Annotated in this window: 19 protein-coding genes; 7 read left to right on the plus strand and 12 right to left on the minus strand. The window is 64.8% G+C overall.

Annotated features, from left to right (window positions below; all coding sequences use genetic code 11):
• Window positions 1–74 precede the first annotated feature (74 nt).
• On the minus strand, window positions 75–1,337 hold the full coding sequence (locus ABWP89_RS03995) for an MFS transporter (RefSeq protein ID WP_353227441.1): 1,263 nt from the start codon (window positions 1,335–1,337) through the stop codon (window positions 75–77).
• Between the two features lie 420 nt (window positions 1,338–1,757).
• On the opposite strand from ABWP89_RS03995, the gene ABWP89_RS04000 reads away from it, so the two are divergent.
• Window positions 1,758–2,312 (plus strand): sigma-70 family RNA polymerase sigma factor, encoded by a 555-nt coding sequence (locus tag ABWP89_RS04000; RefSeq protein WP_353227399.1) that lies wholly within the window; start codon window positions 1,758–1,760, stop codon window positions 2,310–2,312.
• On the plus strand, window positions 2,309–3,022 hold the full coding sequence (locus tag ABWP89_RS04005) for an anti-sigma factor (protein ID WP_353227400.1): 714 nt from the start codon (window positions 2,309–2,311) through the stop codon (window positions 3,020–3,022). Before ABWP89_RS04000 ends, ABWP89_RS04005 begins: the two co-directional genes overlap by 4 nt.
• A gap of 21 nt (window positions 3,023–3,043) precedes the next feature.
• On the opposite strand, the gene ABWP89_RS04010 is transcribed toward ABWP89_RS04005, so the two are convergent.
• Window positions 3,044–3,751 (minus strand): TonB-dependent receptor, encoded by a 708-nt coding sequence (locus tag ABWP89_RS04010; RefSeq protein WP_353227401.1) that lies wholly within the window; start codon window positions 3,749–3,751, stop codon window positions 3,044–3,046.
• A gap of 157 nt (window positions 3,752–3,908) precedes the next feature.
• Between ABWP89_RS04010 and ABWP89_RS04015 the strand changes: the two genes are divergently transcribed.
• Entirely contained in the window at window positions 3,909–4,184 is a 276-nt protein-coding gene (locus tag ABWP89_RS04015) for a BrnT family toxin (protein ID WP_353227403.1), read from the plus strand.
• Window positions 4,150–4,434 carry a helix-turn-helix domain-containing protein gene (locus ABWP89_RS04020; RefSeq protein ID WP_353227404.1) on the plus strand — a complete coding sequence of 95 codons (285 nt, stop codon included), beginning with the start codon at window positions 4,150–4,152 and terminating at the stop codon, window positions 4,432–4,434. Before ABWP89_RS04015 ends, ABWP89_RS04020 begins: the two co-directional genes overlap by 35 nt.
• Window positions 4,435–4,453: 19 nt before the next feature.
• Here the strand turns inward: ABWP89_RS04020 and lepA are convergent, their stop codons facing one another.
• Together lepA and ABWP89_RS04030 are read right to left on the minus strand one after the other, a co-directional pair.
• A complete protein-coding gene (lepA, locus tag ABWP89_RS04025) occupies window positions 4,454–6,256 on the minus strand; it encodes a translation elongation factor 4 (RefSeq protein WP_353227406.1) in 1,803 nt (600 codons plus the stop codon).
• A 77-nt stretch (window positions 6,257–6,333) separates the two neighbouring features.
• Window positions 6,334–9,090, minus strand: coding sequence for an EAL domain-containing protein (locus tag ABWP89_RS04030; protein WP_502915225.1), 2,757 nt, complete (start codon window positions 9,088–9,090; stop codon window positions 6,334–6,336).
• Window positions 9,091–9,281: 191 nt separating this feature from the next.
• Here ABWP89_RS04030 and ABWP89_RS04035 point away from each other — a divergent pair, with 191 nt between their 5' ends.
• Complete coding sequence (locus ABWP89_RS04035) at window positions 9,282–10,106, plus strand: alpha/beta fold hydrolase (RefSeq protein WP_353227409.1); 825 nt, start codon at window positions 9,282–9,284, stop codon at window positions 10,104–10,106.
• A gap of 132 nt (window positions 10,107–10,238) precedes the next feature.
• Entirely contained in the window at window positions 10,239–11,987 is a 1,749-nt protein-coding gene (locus ABWP89_RS04040; protein WP_353227410.1) for an N-acyl-D-amino-acid deacylase family protein, read from the plus strand.
• Between the two features lie 8 nt (window positions 11,988–11,995).
• On the opposite strand, the gene ABWP89_RS04045 is transcribed toward ABWP89_RS04040, so the two are convergent.
• The 6 genes from ABWP89_RS04045 to ABWP89_RS04070 form a co-directional block, all read right to left on the minus strand.
• Entirely contained in the window at window positions 11,996–13,426 is a 1,431-nt protein-coding gene (locus ABWP89_RS04045; protein ID WP_353227411.1) for a methyl-accepting chemotaxis protein, read from the minus strand.
• Between the two features lie 102 nt (window positions 13,427–13,528).
• Window positions 13,529–14,647, minus strand: coding sequence for a DNA polymerase III subunit beta (gene dnaN / locus ABWP89_RS04050; RefSeq protein WP_353227413.1), 1,119 nt, complete (start codon window positions 14,645–14,647; stop codon window positions 13,529–13,531).
• 243 nt (window positions 14,648–14,890) lie between these two features.
• Complete coding sequence (locus tag ABWP89_RS04055; RefSeq protein ID WP_353227414.1) at window positions 14,891–15,427, minus strand: hypothetical protein; 537 nt, start codon at window positions 15,425–15,427, stop codon at window positions 14,891–14,893.
• Between the two features lie 32 nt (window positions 15,428–15,459).
• Window positions 15,460–16,239: a 3-oxoacyl-ACP reductase FabG gene (gene fabG / locus ABWP89_RS04060; protein WP_353227415.1), complete on the minus strand. Its 780-nt coding sequence runs from the start codon at window positions 16,237–16,239 to the stop codon at window positions 15,460–15,462.
• Between the two features lie 2 nt (window positions 16,240–16,241).
• Window positions 16,242–17,189 (minus strand): ACP S-malonyltransferase, encoded by a 948-nt coding sequence (gene fabD / locus ABWP89_RS04065; protein WP_353227416.1) that lies wholly within the window; start codon window positions 17,187–17,189, stop codon window positions 16,242–16,244.
• 35 nt (window positions 17,190–17,224) lie between these two features.
• Window positions 17,225–18,052: an LD-carboxypeptidase gene (locus tag ABWP89_RS04070; RefSeq protein WP_353227442.1), complete on the minus strand. Its 828-nt coding sequence runs from the start codon at window positions 18,050–18,052 to the stop codon at window positions 17,225–17,227.
• Window positions 18,053–18,128: 76 nt separating this feature from the next.
• Between ABWP89_RS04070 and ABWP89_RS04075 the strand changes: the two genes are divergently transcribed.
• Window positions 18,129–19,559, plus strand: a complete 1,431-nt coding sequence (locus tag ABWP89_RS04075; protein ID WP_353227418.1) for a glutamate ligase domain-containing protein — start codon at window positions 18,129–18,131, stop codon at window positions 19,557–19,559.
• Here the strand turns inward: ABWP89_RS04075 and ABWP89_RS04080 are convergent.
• Window positions 19,556–20,194 carry a glutathione S-transferase family protein gene (locus tag ABWP89_RS04080; protein ID WP_353227419.1) on the minus strand — a complete coding sequence of 213 codons (639 nt, stop codon included), beginning with the start codon at window positions 20,192–20,194 and terminating at the stop codon, window positions 19,556–19,558. The genes ABWP89_RS04075 and ABWP89_RS04080 overlap by 4 nt on opposite strands.
• Window positions 20,195–20,266: 72 nt before the next feature.
• Window positions 20,267–20,785, minus strand: a complete 519-nt coding sequence (locus ABWP89_RS04085) for a GNAT family N-acetyltransferase (RefSeq protein ID WP_353227421.1) — start codon at window positions 20,783–20,785, stop codon at window positions 20,267–20,269.
• Between the last annotated feature and the right edge of the window lie 2 nt (window positions 20,786–20,787).

The following is a 20,787-nucleotide window of genomic DNA, read 5'->3' on the forward strand; positions in this document are numbered from 1 at the left end:
GGGCCGGTTTGGGTCAACCACCTATTCGCAACTTCTTTGCCGCGCCGGTCGGCTTTGGTCGCTATGGGCGCATTTTAGCGTGATGGGTTGTTGCGGTTCCGTCGCGCCAGCACCAGCGGCGCGGTTTCGGGCATCCACCACAGCATCGGCACGACCGCGGCGGCGACCAGCGCGATCATCAGCCCGGGCACCCAGCGCAGCCCGGTAGCCTGGATCAGCGCCTGCGCCACCCACGGTGACAGCCCGCCAAACACCGCTGTCGCCGATGACACCCCCAGCGCCAGACCCGACAGCCGCGCCGCGCCCGAAAACTGTTCGGCGGTGGTCGATGCGGCCACTGCGCTCCACGATCCGCCGATCGCCGCCAGCATCAGCGCGCCGCCCAGCGCGGGCACCATGCCGCCGTGGATCATCAGCGGAAACATCAGCGCCGGCAACACCGCACCGGCCAGCGCGATGGTCAGCAACAACGGCCGCCGGCCATAACGGTCGGACAGCGCGCCGGCCAGCGGGGTCACCACGATCACCATCAGCGCGGCCACGGTCGACAGCCACAGCGCCGCGCCTTCACCCATCGTGCCCGATCCGACCAGATAGGCGGGGACATACGTGATCCCCACATAGTAACACATCGACCCCATCGAAGAGATTGAAAAGCCGCGCAGCACGCCCGCGCGTTCCGCGCCAACAGCGCGCGCAAGCGGATTGGGATCGAGCGTTCCGGCCGCTTCGTGGTGCAGAAATTCGGGCGATTCAGCCATGGTCGACCGCGCGATCCAGATCGTGCCGGCCAGCGCCGCGCCCACCGCAAACGGCACCCGCCAGCCCCAGGTGTCGAGCGCGGCCGGCGAAATGGCCATCACCACCACCGCGCTGACCGCCGCCGCCAGCAGCGCCCCGACCTCGCTCGCCGCAGAGGCCAGCGACGCGATCAGGCCGCGTTTTCCAGGCGGCGCACCTTCGACCAGATAGGCGACCACGCCAGTATATTCCCCGCCCACCGCAAACGCCATGACACAGCGCAGCGCCAGCAACAGCCACCCGGCCGACGCCCCCGCCACCGCCCGCGTCGGCAGGCACGCGGTCAGCGCCATGGCCACCGTCATCACCGCCATCGACACCATCATCGCGCGCCGCCGCCCGAACCGGTCGCCATAGATGCCCAGCAGCACCGCGCCCAGCGGCCGCATCAGATAGGCGATGGCAAACCCGGCCAGCGCCAGCCCCAGCGACCCCGCCCCACCGCCGTAAAACACCCGTGCCAGCACCGTGACGAAATAGATATACAGCGTGAAATCATACCATTCGACCACGGTCGATAGCGCGGCGATGGCCATCGACCCGTTCGATACCGGGGTGTGTGGCGGCGAAGGATCGGTCAACAGCGGCTGGGTCAAAACAGGGCTCCGTCGCGCGGGGGCTGGGCGGACGACACTGCCCGTTGTGGACCCATCGCACACCTTGCGGGTGTGCCACTGCACCTTTGGGCATGACAAGCGCTTTGGCCGAAATTTGTGCGGTGGGCGCTGCATCCGCCGGGCTGCCACGCACGTATCTTCACCACATACCAGGGGAGCACGTGTGGGACACAGCGACATCACCAGTTTGCGCGGGCACCCTGTGGCGCCGCGTATCGCAACCGAGGCAATCTGGCGAACACCCCCCGTCCGCCGCCCTCCCCCCCGGTTGTGCGCCTGCCCGTTGCCATCCCTGGCCCCACCCCGGGGTGGCAACGGGCCTTTCGTCGGGCACAGCGCATGACTCAGGCGGCGACCATCGACAGCAGCCTGAGCCATACACTGATCCGCGTCAGCCATGGCGATCGCGATGCCTTTGCCGAATTGTATCGGCAATGTGCCCCGCGCCTGTTCGGCATCTGCCTGCAGATGCTCGAAACCCGGCAAGAGGCAGAGGAAACGCTGCAGGACGTGTTTCTGACCGTGTGGCACAAGGCCGCGCTGTTTGACCCTGATCGCGGCGCGGCACTGCCCTGGCTGGCAACGGTCGCACGCAACCGCGCGCGCGACCGGCTGCGGCGGCGGCCGGTGCTGCGCGACCAACCGATCGAACTGGATGACGATTGGGCGGATGACAGCCCGAATGCCGAAGACCTGGCGCTGGCCAGCGATGATGCCCGCCGCGTGCACCAATGCCTGAACACGCTGGAACCGGTCGACCAACGCCTGATCCGCACCGCGTTTTTCGACGGGGCCAGCTATGCCGACCTGGCCACCCGCGCCGCGCGCCCGCTCGGCACGATCAAAAGCCGCATCCGCCGGGCCTTGCTGCGATTGAAGGAGTGCCTGGCATGACCACTGCCGATGATCCCGATCTGCTGGCCGCCGAACTGGCGTTCGGATTGATCGACGGCGCCGATGCCGCCGCCGCGCAGACGCTGCTGGATCGCGACACCGCGTTTCAGGCGCTGTATGACCGCTGGCTTGGCTATGCGCTGGCGCTGTTTGGCGATTGCAGCGAACAACCGCCGGCGTGGATCTGGCCGGCGATCGAACGCCGCCTGCCTGCCAATGACACGCGGATGCAGCTGCATGCACAAGTAACACGCTGGCGCTTTGCCGCGATGGCGGTGAGCGTGGCGGCGGTGATCGCGGGCATTGGCGGACTGGCGATCAACCGTGTGCCCGCGCCGGCTGCATCACAAATCGCGCAAGTCGCACCCGCACCATCCGCACCGATGGTCGCCATGCTGCGCGGCGCCACCGGCGTGGTCAGCGTGGCCTATGACCCGGCGCAAGCGCGGCTGACACTGGCCAGCAACGCGCTGGCGCTGGCGCACGGCAAAAGCGCCGAACTGTGGGTGATCCCTGCCGACGGCAAACCGCGCGCGCTGGGCCTGATCCCCGTCGATCACCCCGGCTGGGCCGCGGCTCCTGCCACGAGCGCCGCGCTGTTGACCGAAGGCGCAACGCTGGCGGTGTCGGTGGAACCGGCGGGCGGATCGCCCACCGGCCTGCCGACCGGTCCGGTCATTCTGACCGGGAAACTCGCATTGGCGGGCTAAGCCTGCGCGGTCTTCAACCCGTCAATGTTTGGGCACGACCGTATAAGCGTACGGCACGTAAAGGAAAACGTCGGTCAGGCTGGCGCGCGACCATTCCACTGGGCGATCAAGCCCCTTGGCCTCAACCGCATAGTCCGGCCCCAGCCGGGCGGCGGTGGCGCGGGCGTCATCGGCCACAAGATCGACAATCTTGCCGCGATACTGGTCCGGACCGACGACCGACAGCGTCAATTCGCCAGCGGGCTTCAATTCGGCGCGACCCACCGCCGGAACCGCTTTGATATAGGCGCTGATGCGGTCCAATGCCGCCTTGGCATCTGTGCCACCGGACAGTCTCGTCTTGACCAGAAAAGACGTGCGGTTGCTGTCGGGGCGGCCGTCAGTTTGCAGGGTCAGGTTGCGATAATTCGCCAGGGTCAGCGGTTCGACCACCATCTCGCCGGTGGCAAGCTCGATCCCGCCGCGCTTTGCCGCCAGTTCGATCGCGCCACGGATCATCTGATAGATTTCGTCGTGGCGTTTGTCGGGATCGCGGGTGTCCCCCGCCACGGTAACCTCCTGCACCGCGAAATCGGCAACCCGGCGCAGGCCGATGGCGGGGATATGATCGTCATAATCCTTGGCCTCACGCCGGCTGGCGGTGACCACAATTTCCTGACTACCGACAGCTTGCGCCAATGCCGGCGGCGCCATCACCAGCGCAATCAACATCACAACAGCGAGACGCATGAGCATATCCCCAACTCGACAGGTGCCCGGGATAGCTGATTCGGCATGCACCGCAAGGATCACTGGCCAAAGCCGGAGTTCAGGTGCGGGCGCGCGAGGAGCAAATGTGACGCGCGTTGCGCTTGACTGTCTATGTGTATATTACATATAGACAGTCATGGACGTTGAATTCGATCCAACCAAGAATGTTACCAATCTTGCCAAGCACGGTGTTGCCCTGGATTTCGGCACGCGGGTTTTCGCAGACGATGACCATATCGTGTTTGGTTCGATGAGGCCCATTGACGGCGAAGAGCGATTCAAAGCGGTAGGCTTGATCGAAGGGAGGCTGTGGACGGCGGTCCATGTTTTTCGCGGTAACGTCATCCGCATGATTTCGGTGCGTAGGAGCAACCCCGGTGAAGAAAAAGCCTATTATCGCCATTCCGGCTGATGCCGATGATCCGGATGATTTCGCGGTGTCCGAAGATGCCGTCAACCGCGCACTTATGGGCCGCCGCATCCGCAAACTGCGGTTGGGACTTGGTTTAAGCCAGACAGAATTTGCAGACCGGTATGGCATTCCGGTGGCCAACATCCGCCAATATGAAATTGGCAGGACGATGCCGCCTTCGGCGGTACAGGCCTATCTCAAAGTGATTGAGGCCGAACCGGAGCGTGTTGCTGCGGCAATTGCGGCGTGACCGAGGCTTTACCTGCTGCCTATTCCTCACCCATCCGCAGCGCGGCGATGAAGGCTTCCTGGGGAATTTGCACGCTGCCGTATTCGCGCATGCGCTTTTTGCCTTCCTTCTGTTTTTCCAGAAGTTTCTTTTTGCGGCTGATGTCGCCGCCATAGCATTTGGCGGTCACATCCTTGCGCAGCGCGGCCAGCGTTTCGCGCGCGATGACCTTGGCGCCGATCGCGGCCTGGATCGGGATTTTGAACATGTGGCGCGGGATCAGGTCTTTCAGCCGTTCGACCAGGCCCCGCCCGCGTGCGTCGGCCTGGCTGCGGTGGACGATCATGCTCAGCGCGTCGACCGGTTCGTTGTTGACCAGGATGTTCATCTTCACCAGATCGCCTTCGCGCAGGCCGATCTGTTCATAATCAAAACTGGCATAGCCGCGGCTGATCGATTTCAGCCGGTCATAGAAATCGAACACCACTTCGTTCAGCGGCAATTCGTAGTTCACTTGCGCGCGGCCGCCCACATACGTCAGCCCGGTCTGGATGCCGCGGCGATCCTGGCACAGTTTCAGGATCGACCCCAGATATTCGTCGGGGGTATAGATCGTCGCCTTGATCCACGGTTCTTCCATGCTGTCGATGCGCGCGGGATCGGGCATGTCCGACGGGTTGTGCAGTTCCTGCGTCGATCCATCGGTCATCGACAGGCGATAGACCACCGATGGCGCGGTGGTGATCAGATCAAGATCGTATTCGCGGCTCAACCGTTCCTGGATGATTTCCAGATGCAGCAGGCCCAAAAACCCGCAGCGATAACCAAAGCCCAGCGCCGCGCTGGTTTCCATTTCAAAGCTGAAGCTGGCGTCGTTCAAACGCAGTTTGCCGATCGAATCGCGCAGTTTTTCAAAATCGGCGGCATCGGTCGGGAACAGCCCGCAAAACACCACCGGCTGCACTTCCTTGAACCCCGGCAGCGCCTGTTTGGCGCCGCCTTTGACGGTGGTGATGGTGTCACCCACGCGGGCCTGCGCCACTTCCTTGATCTGCGCGGTGATGAAACCGATTTCACCTGGGCCCAGTTCTTCCAGCTGTTCGATCTTTGGCCGCATGCAGCCGACGCGATCGACCAGATGTTCGGTATCGCCCGCCATGAAACGGATGTGCTGCCCCTTGCGGATGACCCCTTCGATGATCCGCACCAGAATGACCACGCCCAGATAGGGATCGTACCACGAATCGACCAGCATCGCCTTTAGCGGGGCGGTGCGGTCGCCCTTGGGTGGCGGGATGCGGGTGACGATCGCCTCCAGCACTTCGGCAATGCCGATGCCCGATTTGGCGCTGGCCAGCACCGCGTTGCTGGCGTCGATGCCGATCACATCTTCGATCTGTGCGCGCACGCGTTCGGGTTCGGCGGCGGGCAGGTCGATCTTGTTGATCACCGGCACGATTTCATGATCGTGTTCGATCGATTGGTAAACGTTGGCGAGCGTCTGCGCCTCAACCCCCTGGGCCGCGTCCACCACCAGCAGCGCGCCTTCGCACGCGGCCAGGCTGCGGCTGACTTCATAGGCGAAATCGACGTGGCCGGGCGTGTCCATCAGGTTCAGCTGATAGGTTTTGCCATCCTTGGCCGGGTAATCCAGCCGCACCGTCTGCGCCTTGATGGTGATGCCGCGTTCGCGCTCGATATCCATGTTGTCGAGCACCTGGGCCGACATTTCACGCTCGGTCAGCCCGCCGGTAAACTGGATCAGCCGGTCAGCCAGCGTCGATTTGCCATGGTCGATATGGGCAATGATGGAAAAATTGCGGATCAGCGCGAGTTCGGTCATGGCAGGCGCGTTAGCAGCCCGCCCGGCCCGTGTCATCCCGCCATGACGGGCGATCGCCGGTGATCGAAATCCGACCGCTATCCGGCGCGGCGCTGCCCGGCATCGACCGTAACCCCGGCGGGCGTCGCCAGCGGCGCACGGCGGGAGCGGCTGCCGCTGATGATGGCGATGCGGCCGTTTTCATCCAGTTCCAGCGCTTCGGAAAATTCCACCCCGATGCGCTCTTCCTCCGCCCAGCGCACGGTGGCGGTCACGATATAGCCATCCGACAGATGCAGCCGGAACGCCGTACCCGCCGGAACCTCTCGCAATCCTTCGATCAGCGCGCCGGTCTGGCTGATATTGCGCACGTTCACCTCGTAACGGTGCCCGCCATGTTCCAGCACCACGCGCCGCAGCAGCGATTGCCGCATCGCGCGGGCGGCACGGGGCCCCCGTGCAATCGCCACCAGCCCGCTGCCCAGCCGGTCCGCCGCCGCGGCCGCCGACAACGGGCGTTCATAGATATAGCCCTGGACATGGCTGCACCCCAGCAGGCGCACCAGATCGAGCTCGTCCAGCGTTTCCACCCCTTCGGCGGTGGTTTCCATGTTCAGCGCCTCGGCCAGGCTGACGATCGCGGCGATGATCGCCCCGTTGCGGCTGCCCGGCTGGGTGGCGCCGCGCACAAACGACTGGTCGATCTTGATCTTGTCGAACGGCGCCTTTTTCAGATAGCCGAGCGAGGAATAGCCGGTGCCGAAATCATCGAGCGCCAGCCGCACGCCGATCCGTTTCAGCGCGCGGAACATCGCCTCGGTCCCGGCATCATCGTTGATGAACACGCTTTCGGTGATTTCCAGCTCCAGCCGGTCGGGATCCACCCCGTTGGTTGCCAGCGCGCTGGTGACAATGCCCGGCAGCGCAGGATTGGCGAATTGCAGCGGCGAAACATTGACCGCCACCCGCACGTTGCCAGGCCAGCGGGCCAGATCGCTGCATGCTTCGCGCAATGCCCATTCGCCGATCTGCGCGATCAGGCCGGTATCTTCGGCAATCGGGATGAACCGCGACGGCGAAATGAAGCCATGTTTGGGATGATTCCAGCGCAACAGCGCTTCAAAACCCGTGATCTTCTCGGTCGTGGTCTGCACCACCGGCTGATAATACATCTGCAACTGGCCGTGGACCAGCGCGTCGCGCAGGTCTTCTTCCATCTGGCGGCGTTCTTCGGCATCGCTGTGCAGATCGGCGGCGTAGAAATGAAACCGGCCGCGCCCGCCATCTTTGGCGGCATAAAGCGCCAGATCGGCGTTGCGGATCAGCGCTTCGCTGGTCACGCCGTCATCAGGCGCGATGGCAATGCCGATCGACGCGCCGATCATCACCCGGCTGCCATCCAGCACATACGGCTGCGACACGCTTTCGATGATATGCGCGGCAATCTGCGCCAGCATCGGCCGTTCGATCCGCCCCGGCAGCAGGATCTGGAATTCATCGCCGCCCAGCCGGCCCACGCGCCCTGCCGTACCGACCCCGCGTTCCAGCCGTTGCGCCACCTGTTTCAGCAACTGGTCGCCCGCCGGATGCCCCAGCGTATCGTTGACCTGTTTGAAACGGTCGAGATCGATCAGGAACACCGCGCAGGCGCGCTGGCGCATCTGCGGCGCGACCAGGATCTTTTCCAGCGATTGCGACATGAAGAACCGGTTGGACAGCCCGGTCAGCGAATCGAAATGTGCCAACTGCGCGACATGTTCCTGCGTCCGCCGCTTTTCGGTCAGATCGGCGCCGGACCCGCGAAAGCCCTGAAAATTGTCGAACGTATCGTAAATCGGCCGGCCGGTGATCGCCCACCAGCGTTCTTCATCACGCGTGGCGGCGCGCACCACCAGATCGCTGAAACTCGATCGCGCCGACAAGTGAAAGGTCAGCGTGCGTTCACCCCGGCTGCCTGTCTGCGCGCCTGGCTGCGCGGCCATGTGCGCGGCTGGCTGCGCTGCGCCGGTATCCTCCAGCTGAAAGATGTCGATCAGCGGGCGACCGACCAGATCTTCGACCGTGCGCCCCAGCAGATCGGCCACTGGCGTCGAAACATACAGGATATTGCCGCGCCGGTCGGTTTCCCAGAACCAGCCCTGCCCGGTTTCTTCATAATCGGCCAGGATTTCCTGCGCGCGGGTCTGTTCGCGGGCATCGTCGCGCAGCCGCCGGAATTCGGCCAGATCGATCTCGCGCTGACGGGCAAAGGCCATGCTGCCGATCGCCACGCCGGTGATCATCGCCAGCACGCCGGCCAGCGGTGACACCACAAACGTAACCGCCGACCACATCGCCACGTGCCCGGCAAGCACCCCGGCCAGGCGGCTGGACTGAATCGTGGTGGCCAGCAGTGATACGCAGACCAGCACCGCCATCGCCTGCAGCCACGGCACGCTGCCGCCCTGCGCCCAATGCGCGATGCCCCAGCCATAGGCGAACATCGGCAGCATGATCATGACCGCGACGATCGTCACGCGTCGGCCGGTGGTGTGGCTGGCGTGATCGATGATCCGGATCGGCAGCGCCGCCAGCGCGACCACGACAGCGCCCGCCGCCACCAGCGGCGACACGCCATCGGCAAAGGCCATATTGGCCAGCGCCAGCACGATCAGCCCCAGCGCCATCGGCAGGGCAATCTGCCACCATTCGGGCGCAACCAGGCTGCGGTGATGCGATGCGCCAAACAGGAATTCTGCGCCGGCGCGTTCCTGCGCGGTGGTATCCCCGCGTTCGCGGCGCGGGCGGCTGCGCGCAAACGGTTGCGCACGCGCGCCGCGTGCCTTTTCACTTTCGACTGCCTTGCCCACGTCCATTCCTTCGACATGGCCCTTACCGCTTTGAAAAAGGGTTAAGCCGGCGTGCGGAATACGTCAGAAATGGCTCAGTACCGGACGTATTGTGCCAGCCCCATGCCGTTTCATGGCGATTTGGGCACAGGACCCTGCCGCCCGTCCCGAAACGGTACGCTGGCGCGCGCGCCAAAGCCGGGGTAAACGCCGGCACCATGACCAGCACCCGCCACCCCAAACCGGACCCCGCCGCCGCCTGCAGCGCGCAATTCACCATGATCGGCGCAGCCGGGCGGCGCTTTCGCGTTGGACAATGGCATGCGAATGCGGGCGGCATCCCGCTGGTGGTGTTGAACGGTATCGGCATGAACATCGAAATGCTGGAACCGGTCGCGCGTGAATGCCCCGGCCGCTGGCTGATCGCGGTCGATATGCCGGGCATCGGCCAATCGCCCGACCCGATCTTTCCCTATACCATCCCGCAGATCGCGCTGACCCTGGCGGCGCTGTTCGATCGCATGCAGATCGATGTGGTCGATATGCTGGGCATCAGCTGGGGCGGCGCGGTGGCGCAACAGTTTGCCTTTCAGCACCGTGCGCGCGCGCGACGGATGGTGCTGGCCGCATCGACGGCGGGCAATGTGATGGTCGCCGGCAATCCGTCCAGCGTCGCGCCGATGCTTGACCCACTGGCCTATAGCGTTGAATCCGCGCTGCGGCGCAACCTGGCCACGCTGTATAACGGCGGCGGATCGGGGCGCGTATCGTTGAATGCCGCGACACCGCCATCGCCGCTGGGGTACATGTGCCAGCTGGGTGCCATGGCCTGCTGGAATTCTGCGCCGATCCTGCCGCTGCTGTCGCTGCCGGTGATGATCATGGCCGATACCGAGGACCAGCTGGTGCCGGTGGCCAATGCGCATTTCCTGCACAATGCCATCCCCGGCAGCCGGCTGGAGCTGTTCGAAGGCGGCGGTCACCTGTTCATGCTGTCGTGGCCCGACCGCTTCGCCGCACTGCTGGACGACTTTTTGGCCTGATCCCGCGCGCGCGTCATGATGATCGCGCAGACTTGACCACACCCGCGCTTTCGTGCCTTAATCGCGCAGTTAACAACGATCGCCCGTGCACCGCCCGTGCAAGGAGTCGGTCGCGCGCGGGAGTTGATGGCGATGGCACAGTATGACCTGATCATCCGGGGTGGCACGATTGTCGATGGCACCGGGCGCCAGCGCTTTACCGGCGATGTCGCGATTCGCGATGGGCTGATCAGCGCAGTCGGCACCGTTCACGGCAGCGCGACACAGGAAATTGACGCGCGCGGCCTGATCGTGGCGCCGGGCTGGGTGGATATTCACACGCATTACGATGGCCAGGCGACCTGGGACGCGGAAATGGCGCCATCGTCGTGGCACGGGGTAACCACCGCGATCATGGGCAATTGCGGGGTCGGCTTTGCCCCCGCGGCGCCAGACCGCCACAACTGGCTGATCGGACTGATGGAAGGGGTGGAGGATATCCCCGGGACCGCGCTGGCCGAAGGGATCACGTGGGATTGGGAAACCTTTCCCGAATACCTTGATGCGCTGGAACGGCGCCCGCGCAGCATCGATGTGGGCACGCATGTGCCGCATGGTGCGGTGCGCGCCTATGTGCTGGGCGACCGCGAACGCCCTGGCGCGGTGCCCACCGCCGACGATATCACGCGCATGGCGACGATCGTCGAACAGGGCCTGCACGCCGGCGCGCTGGGTTTTTCCACCAGCCGCACGGTGATCCACAAATCGATCGAGGGCGAGGTCGTGCCCGGCACCACCGCCACGGCCGAGGAACTGGTGGCGATCGGGCGGGCGATGGGCCGGGTCGGCCATGGCGTGTTTGAATTGGCCAGCGACATGCGCCCGGAATGGAACGAATTTGGCTGGATGGGCGCGATCAGCCGCGAAACCGGCCTGCCGGTGGTGTTTGCAGCGCTGCAATCGATCGGCCGCGATACCACGCTGGACCAGCAGATCGCGGCGATGGACCACGAAAACGCCACCGGCGCACGGATCGTCGCAGCGATTGCGCTGCGCGGCAATGGCGTGATCATGGGGTGGCGCGGCACCATCCACCCGTTCCGGTTTCGCCCGGCGTGGGCAGAAATCGAGGGCCTGGGCTGGGACGACCAGCTGGCCGCCTTGCGCGATCCGGCGTTCCGCGCCCGGCTGCTGGCGCAGGACAACGTCTATCCCGAAACCGATATCATCCACCTGTATCGTGCGATCGGCGAAGGCTGGGCCGGGCTGTACCAGATGGACGCCGATTTCGATTACGAACCGCAGGGACCGGCCAGCATCGCTGCGCGCGCCGCCGCCGCCGGGGTCAGCCCGGCCGAATATGCCTATGACCTGTTGACGGCGGGCGATGGCGACGGGTTCATCTATTTCCCGATCCTCAATTACGCCGATGGCAACCTCGATTTCCTGGAAGCATTGCAGGCGCGCGACGATTGCGTGAATTCACTCAGCGATGGCGGCGCGCATTGCGGCACGATCTGCGATGCCGCATCGCCGACCTTCATGCTGCAGCACTGGGTGCGCGACCGCAAGCGCGGCGGGCGGCTATCGCTGGAGGTGGCGGTCAAACGCCAGTGCCATGACACCGCGCGGCTGTACGGGCTGGACGATCGCGGGGTGATCGCGCCCGGGTTTATCGCCGATATCAACGTGATCGATCTGGACGGGCTGCGGCTGGAACAGCCGTGGCTGGCGTTCGACCTGCCCGCCGGGGGCAAACGCCTGCTGCAACGGGCGCAAGGGTACCGCTACACCATCAAGACCGGTGCGATCACGTTCCAGGACGGGACCTGGACCGGCGCCACCCCGGGCGGGGTGTTGCGCGGGCCACAGCGCGCCGCACTGCTGGAGGCCGCCGAATAGCGCAATTTTCAGGCCGCGCGGGCCAGGCCAGTGCGGCCCGGTTGCGTTGCCGTGCTGTCCAGATGGAACAGGCTGACCTGCCCTTTCAGATGGTCGGCGGCAGTGGCCAGGTTGCGTGCGGCGGCGGTTGCCTGTTCGACCATGGCGGCGTTCTGCTGTGTCATCAGGTCCAGTTCCTTGACCGTTTCGCGCACTTCGCTGATCTGGTCGGCCTGCACTTTGGCGGTGGTGGCGATCGTGCTGGCCAGCCCGGCGATATCGCCCACTTTGCTGACAATGCGCGCAAACGTGTCACCGCTCTGCCCGACCAGATCGACCCCGCGTTCAACCTGGACGGAACTGGCGCTGATCAGTTTCTTGATATCCAGCGCGGCATCGGCGGAACGTTGCGCCAGCGCACGCACTTCGGTGGCGACCACGGCAAAACCGCGCCCGGCATCACCCGCGCGTGCCGCCTCAACCCCGGCGTTGAGCGCCAGCAGATTGGTCTGAAACGCAATGCCGTCGATCACCGCGATGATCTTGCCGATTTCCTGCGCCGACTGGTGGATGTCATGCATGGCGGTGACCGCCTCACCCACCACGTGCCCGCCGGCCTGCGCATCGCCGTGCGCCTGTTGCACCGATGCGTGCATTTCGGCCGCATCGCTGGCGGTCTGCCCCACGCTGCTGGCCAACCCGGTCATCGCGGCAGAGGCCTCTTCCAGACTGGCAGCCTGGTGTTCGGTGCGCATGGCCAGGTCATCCGATGCCTGGCGGATTTCGCGTGCACCGCTGTCAACTTGCGCGGCGTTGCCGGCGACATTGGACAACACGCTGCTGACCTGTGCGCGCATCGCTTCGAAATCCCGCTGCAGCGCCTCATATCCGGGCGGCAGGTTGTCGATCCGGGCGGTATAATCGCCCTGGGTCATCGCATGCAGCGCCGCGCTGAGCGTGCCGATCACCGCATTGCGGCGTTCGGCCTCCACCTCGAAATAGGTCGCCAGTGCGACCTCCATGTCGAACAGCGCCATTTTGACCGTGCTGCCGATCGTTTCACCCAGCCGTGCGCCCAACGGCCCAAACGCTGCACGCGCCATCGCCTGCACCACGTCATCCAGCACCCCGGCATAGGCGCCGATATACCACAGCGGGTCCAGCCCGATCCGCGCATGCACCCGCCCGATGCGGTCGGCGGAATCGAGATAGCGCTGATCGGGCGCGCCGGAAAACATCCGGTCCCAGTGTTCGACCTGTTTGGCGCGCGCATGGTCCATGGATGCACGCGACGAAAACATCGCGGCGGTTTCGGGCCGGGCGGCAATGCGCTGGTACAATCCGTCCAGCGCGCGGACACCATGCCGGCGCATCGCCGTGGCGATGCGCCCGAATCGTGCGAAATCTTTGGCTGTCAGCCGGAAAAAGCCGAGTTTCACATCAATGTTCGGGTGCGCCATGGGCCAGCAATCCTGTCAAAGGTTGCTGGTTTGGCTATACCCAAGGTTTGAAATCTGCCCTTTGGTGCGCCTACGCATGACAGCGTAGGCGCGCTTTCATGATTACACCCGCATCGGCATCAGGACATAGAGCGCGGCCGATTTGTCATCCTTGCGGATCAGCGTCGGTGCGCTGGCGTCGGCCAGATGCAGTTCCACCACATCACCATCGATCTGGCTGAGAATGTCTTTCAGGTAATTGGCGTTGAAGCCGATTTCGAACCCGGCAGCGCGATAATCGGCGGGTACTTCCTCGGCGGCGGTGCCGTTGTCGGGGCTGGTGACCGACAGCGTGACGCGATCGTTGTCGAGCGCCATTTTCACCGCGCGGGTCTTTTCGGTGGCGATTGTCGCCACGCGGTCCACGCCTTCGAAAAACGCGCGCGGGTCCAGCCGCAGCAGTTTGTCATTGCCGGTGGGGATCACGCGGCTGTAATCGGGAAAGGTGCCGTCGATCAGCTTGCTGGTCAGCACCACACCGTAACCGCCACCCAGCGTGAAGCGCACCTTGCTGGCCGACAGATCGATCAGCACATTGGTATCGAGCACGTCATCCAGCAATTTGCGCAATTCGGCCACGCATTTGCGCGGAATAATCACGTCGGGCATACCCTCTGCGCCTTCGGGCCGGGCCAGCGTATAGCGCGCCAGACGATGGCCGTCGGTCGCCGCCGCCTTCAGCACATCATCGCTGACGTGAAAGAAGATGCCGTTGAGGTAATAGCGGGTTTCTTCGGTCGAAATGGCAAAGCGCGTGCGGTCGATCAATTCGGCCAGCGTGCGTGCGGGAATTTCGAAACTGGTGGGCAGATCGCCCTCCACGATGACCGGAAAATCATCGCGTGGCAGCGTCGGCAGCTGAAACCGGCTGCGCCCGGCCTTTACCACCATGCGGTTGTCGGCGGTTTCCAGGCTGACCTGCGATCCGTCCTGCAATTTGCGCGCGATATCGAACAGCAGATGCGCCGACACGGTAATCGCGCCTGCCGATTCCACCGTGACGGCCGGCATCGATTCGATGATCTGCAGATCAAGATCGGTGGCCATTAGTTTGACCGTGCCATCCGCCGCCGCATCGATCAGCACGTTGGACAGGATCGGGATCGTGTTCCGCCGTTCGACGACCGATTGCACGTGGGACAAACAGCGCAGCAGCGTCGCGCGTTCGATGGTGGCCTTCATTCTCGTCTCGATCCCTCGGTCATGCCATCCGGGCCGGTGCCGGGCCGAAAAAATCCGGCCTGCCCCACCCTAAACGCGAAAGTGCCTGTGCGCGTGGAATCACGCAAGGCGTAATACGGATTGGGACCATCTTCCATAACCGCGCGCGATAGCGGCGCAAGCAAGCAGCGCGCGCACAGCTGCGAAGCTGTGCATAAATCGGCAGATTTGCTGGCTGTAGCGGCGCGTGGCGGTCCCCCGCACTCAATCCAGTTCGCGAAGGCCATCAAACATCCGTGCGGTGGCAACAATCCACGCGGTGATCAGCCCCCAGCCGGTAACGGTGATCCGTGCCGGATCATGCCCGGCCGTGGCCATGGCGGCGGTCACCCGGCGCAAATCGCCCTGGGTTACCTTGTCGGCGGGGTTGTTGGCATTGCCCGGGCCAATATCCAGCGCCTGGTCGATCACGCCCGACGGCAGCCCGGCCAAGGCCAGCCGTTCATCGATCACATCGCGCCCCATCCGCCCCAGCACATATTCGTAATAGGCATCGCGCTGTTTGGGGGTCAGAAACTGATCGGCCGCACAACTGTCGGTCAGCGCCCGCACGCGATCAAGCGTCGCCTGGCCGCGATCAGGATCGCTGGCGATGATCACATCGGCCACCGCGCCATCCAGCCCGGCGGGCGCGGCCTGCAGTGCGCAGGCCAACGCCTCTGGCGGGCGCGCCTGCGCCGGCGCGCCGGGGATCGCCATGCACCAGGCCGCGATCATCAGGAACCGCAGCAGGCGTGGCATCAAGAAAGCATCGCCATGCCTCTGGCGTGGCATCAAGAAAGCATCGCCATGCCGCCGTTCACATGCAGCGTCTGGCCGGTCACATAGCCAGCCTCGTGGCTGGCAAGATAGGCGACCGCCGCGCCGATATCCTGCCCTTCGCCCATCCGCCCCATCGGGATGCGGGCATTCAGCGCCTCCTTTTGCGCATCGGGCAGTACCTCGGTCATCGCCGTGCGGATGAAACCCGGGGCGACGCAGTTGACGGTAATGCCCCGGCTGGCCAGTTCCTGCCCCAGCGATTTCGACATGCCGACCAGGCCGGCCTTGGCCGCGGCATAGTTCGCCTGCCCCGGATTGCCGGTCGCGCCCACCACGCTGGTGATCGAAATGATCCGGCCGTGGCGCGCCTTCATCATCGGGCGGGCCGCCGCGCGCATCAGGCGGAACGCCGCTTCCAGATTGATGCGGATGACCTGGTCCCAGTCGTCATCCTTCATCCGCATGATCAGGCCATCGCGTGTGATCCCGGCGTTGTTGACCAGAATGTCGATCTTTCCCAGCGTGTCGATGGTGGCCGGCACCAGATGTTCGACCGATTCCGCCTTGGACAGATCGCAGGTGATTTCGACATGGTCGTGGCCGTACGTATCGTTCAGCTCTTCGCGAAAGCTGCGCAATTTGGCCGCATTGGTGCCCGACAATGCCAGTCGCGCGCCCTGCCGCGCCAGCGCATGGCAGATCGCCGAACCGATGCCGCCAGCAGCGCCGGTGACCAGCGCGGTCTGCCCGGTCAGGTCAAAAAGGCGGTGTCCGGTCGAATGGTGTTCCATTGTCAGATTTCCTTCAGCAGGGCTTCGATATCGGCCATCGTGATCACGCTGGCAATCGACGCTTCGGCACCGGCACCGGCCAGTGTGCGGTTGATCATCGGCCCCAGCACTTTGCCACCCAGTTCGACAAAATGGTCAACCCCGGCCGCCGCCATCGCCGCCACGCTTTCGCGCCAGCGCACCCGGCCGGTGACCTGTTCTACCAGCAATTGCGCGATTGCCACAGGATCTGTGACCGGCGCAGCGGTGACATTGGCAACCAGCGTAACCGACAGCGAACGCGGCGGCGTGGTTTCAAACGCGCGCGCCATCGCATCGGCCGCCGGTTGCATCAGCGGGCAATGGAACGGCGCCGAAACCGGCAACAGCATGCCGCGTTTGATGCCGTGTTCCTTTACCATCGCCACCGCGCGTTCGATCGCGCCGCGATGGCCCGACAGCACGACCTGCCCGGGATCGTTGTCGTTGGCCACGGTGCACACTTCGCCCTGCGCCGCGGCCTCTGCCAGCGCGGTCGCGCGCGCGATGTCGGCGCCCAGCAGCGCGGCCATCGCCCCCACATCGACCGGCACCGCGGCCTGCATCGCTGTCCCACGCAGTTTCAGCAGCCGCGCGGTATCCGACAGCGAAAACGCGCCCGCCGCACACAGCGCGGTATATTCACCCAGGCTGTGCCCGGCGACAAAATCGGCCTTGTCGGCAATCGCGATGCCACCTTCGCGTTCCAGCACGCGCAGCACGGCGATGGCATGGGCCATGATCGCAGGTTGCGCGTTTTCGGTCAGCGTCAGCGCGTCATCGGGCCCTTCGGCCATGATTTTGAACAGGTGTTGCCCCAGCGCCTCATCCACTTCCTGAAAAACTTCGCGCGCGGCGGGGCTGCTGGCGGCGAGGTCAACCCCCATGCCGACCTTCTGGCTGCCCTGCCCCGGGAAAACGAATGCGCGCATCGTGTGTCTTTCTTTTGTAACGGTTGTGGCGCCGCTTATTCACCCGACCGCGGCTCGGCAAGCCCGAACGGGACGATCCTGTTGGCGCTGTCATGGCCGATATCCGCCGACCCGAGCCAGGCAATGCCCAGGCGCGCGCACCAATCGCGCACCATCGCCTCCACCGTCATGCCAAACGGTCGGTCATTTTCGGGCACCTGGCTGACCCGGCCCAGCCGGATGCCGGCGATCCCCACCGGCGCCAGCGCGGTGGTTACGTGGAACAGCAACCGATCCACTGCGTAATCGTATTCCGCCACTTCCTCCAGCAGCACGACATGCCCGGCCAGATCGGGCAGCAGCGGCGTACCCACCAGCATCGCCAGCGTCATCAGGTTGAACGCCACCACCGGGCGATGATCGATGCCCGGTTCTTCGCCCGACCGGTCGCCCGCCAGCCACGCCAGCACGCGGTGTACCGCCACCTCACCCCCGTCGCGGCGGATGTCGGCGGGCATCGGCGCATGCACCGGGCGGCCGATGCCCGCGCGGTACAGCCCGCCCAGCATCGTGCCGGCATCGGAATAACCCAGATAGAGTTTGCTGTGTGCGGCCGGGCCAAGCGCAGCAATCGCATCCTGCGCTATCCGCACAGCGCCGTATCCCCCGCGCGCAAACCATACCGCGTCGCACGCCGGATCGTTAGCGCATTCGGCAAACGCGGCCAATCGCACGGGATCGGAACCGGCAAAATGGCCCTGTTCGGCAAAGCATTGCGGGTGAAAATCGAGCGTGACGCCGGGATAATCGGCCGCCAGCGCAACAACGCGCAAGGCATCATCGCGGGTAAACGGTGTCGATGGGGCGCACAGGCGGACACGCATGGTCACGGCAATACGCAATTGGTTTGCTGCCGCAAGTCTGGACTGCCCTGGCAATTGCTGTAGGAACGCGAAAGTCATGAGCCTTCCTGCCGATGCTTTCGCCGCCGACCCATGTGCGCACCCGTGGTTTTTCTGCGGAATCGGCGGTTCAGGCATGCTGCCGCTGGCGTTGATCCTGCACGCGCGCGGCGCGACCATCGCCGGGTCTGACCGCAGCCGCGACCAGGGGCGCAGCACGGAAAAATTCGCCTGGCTGGAAAGCCTGGGGATCACGCTGCACCCACAGGATGGCAGCGGCGTCGTGTCTGCCGACCAGATCCTGGTCGCCTCCGCCGCCATCGAGGACACCGTACCCGAAGTGGTTGCCGCACGCGCGCTCCGCACCGCGCGGCTGTCGCGCGCCGATTTGCTGGCCGCATTGTTCAACCGCGCCGCGCAGCCGATTGCGGTGGCCGGCACCAGCGGCAAATCGACCGTGACCGGCATGATCGGCTGGATCCTGACCGCGTGCCACCGCGATCCGACGATCATGAACGGCGCGGTGATGAAGAATTTTGTCGCGCCCGATGCGCCGTTTGCCTCTGCCCGGGTGGGTGCGGGCGACGCGTTCGTGGCCGAAGTCGATGAAAGCGATGGTTCGATCGCGCTCTATACCCCGCGCATCGGCGTGCTGGGCAATGTCAGCCTGGACCACAAGAGTCTGGACGAACTGCGTGTGCTGTTTGGTGATTTTCTGGCGCGCTGCGACGCCGTGGCGATCAATGCCGATGATCCGGAAAGCATGGCGCTGGCCCCGCGCGCGCAACGGCTGCTGCCGTTCGGGCTGGGCGCGCAGGCAGTCATCGCCGCCGATCCCGCATCCATCCACGAAGGCGCGGCCACCATCGGCGCGACCGTGATCGACCGCCGCAGTGGTGCGACCCATATGCTGGCGCTGCAAATACCCGGCCGGCACAACCTGATGAATGCGCTGGCGGCGCTGGCGGCGGCCGATCTGGCCGGGGTGCCGCTGGGTGATGCGGTGGCGGCGCTGGCGCAGTTCAAGGGCCTATCGCGCCGGTTCGACATTGTCGGGACAAGCGCCGGCGGGATCACCGTGATCGACGATTTTGGCCACAACCCCGAAAAGATCGCCGCGACGCTGGCCACACTGCGCGCGCATCCGGGCCCGATCATCGCGCTGTTTCAGCCGCACGGCTATGGCCCGCTGCGCCAGATGGGCGCCGAACTGGCCAGCGTGCTGGCCACACGGCTGGGTGCGGATGACGCGGTGATCCTGACCGACCCGGTCTATTTTGGCGGAACCGTCGATCGTACAGTGGGTTCGGAACGCGTGGTGGCGCTGATCAACGCGGCCGGCGGCCATGCCCGCCACATCGCGGTGCGCGATGATGCCGCCGATGCGATTGTCGCGATGGCACAGCCGGGCAGCCGCATCGTGGTGATGGGCGCGCGTGACGACACGCTGTCCACCTTTGCCGCCGATCTGCTGCACCGCCTCGGTTAAAACGCCGTCGGCCCCGGCGTGCCCTTTTGCGCGGCGCGCGCGGCGCGGTAAGCTGGACGATCGGTCAGGCGTTGCCAATATGCGCGGGTCAGCGGTTCGAACCCGTCATCCAGTTTCAGCTGGCTTGCCAGCAACAGCGCATAACCCACGGAAATATCGGCACCGGTAAAGCGGTCACCCAACAAGTACGCGCGGCCATCGGTTAACGCGCGTTCGACATGGCGCAGCCGTACGAGGAACCAGCGGGCGTAATCCTGCGCCACCACCTCCAGCCCGCGCGTCGGTTCCAGCCGGGTATAGCGCAGCACCAGCGTTTGCGGGAAAGTCAGCGTGGCCTCACCAAAATGCAGCCAGTTGAGATAGGCGGCAAAGTCGGCGTCGGCCACTGCCACCCCGAGCAGATCGGGCGCGTGGCGCGCGATCAGGTATTCGACGATCGCCGCGCTTTCGCTCATCGTGGCTGCGCCATCGATCAGGAACGGCACCGTGCCCAGCGGATTGATGTCGAGATAGCCGCGATCCTGAAACCGTGGTGGAAACGCCAGCAGTTTCAGATCGTAATCCAGCCCGATTTCGTGCAGCGCCCACAACGCGCGAAACGACCGCGCGTCAGCGCAATGGTATAATGTGATCATCGGTTCCGGCCTGTTCCCCTGACTTTATGCGGTCAGGGGAACAGCCGGGCCGCCGCCTGTCAACCGGCGCGATCACGCAAAGCGTTTTTCCAGCATCACCAGGTGCGCATCGCCCTCGACCGGGTGGGCGACAAAGCCCTTTTCGCGTTCCAGCTCGATCGCGGCGTGGTTGGCGCGTTCCTCGATCGAAATCACGCGCGACAGCCCGCGTGCGCGTGCTGCATCGGCCAGAATATCCAGCAGCGCCCAGCCCAGCCCGCGCGCGCGGTAATCGCGGTGGATGGAAATCGCGATTTCACCGCAATCCATCTGCGCATCACAGGCCAGCATCGCCGACGCCACCATCGCGCCACTGGCCTTGTCGAACGCCACAAAGCTTTCGGTGCGCCAGTGATCGACTGCGGTCAGATTGTCGATCTGTTCGGCCCCGACGTGACGCACCGCGGTCAAAAAGCGAAAGCGGCGGTCATCATCGCTGACCGCGTCAAAAAACGCTTCGAGCGCAGGCGCGTCGTCGGCCTGTGCTGGTCGCACGACCAGTATGACGCCGTCGCGGGTCACATATTCGGTAATTGGGGCGGTGGTGGTCATGT

Source organism: Novosphingobium sp., assembly GCF_040398825.1.
Lineage (GTDB): Bacteria > Pseudomonadota > Alphaproteobacteria > Sphingomonadales > Sphingomonadaceae > Novosphingobium.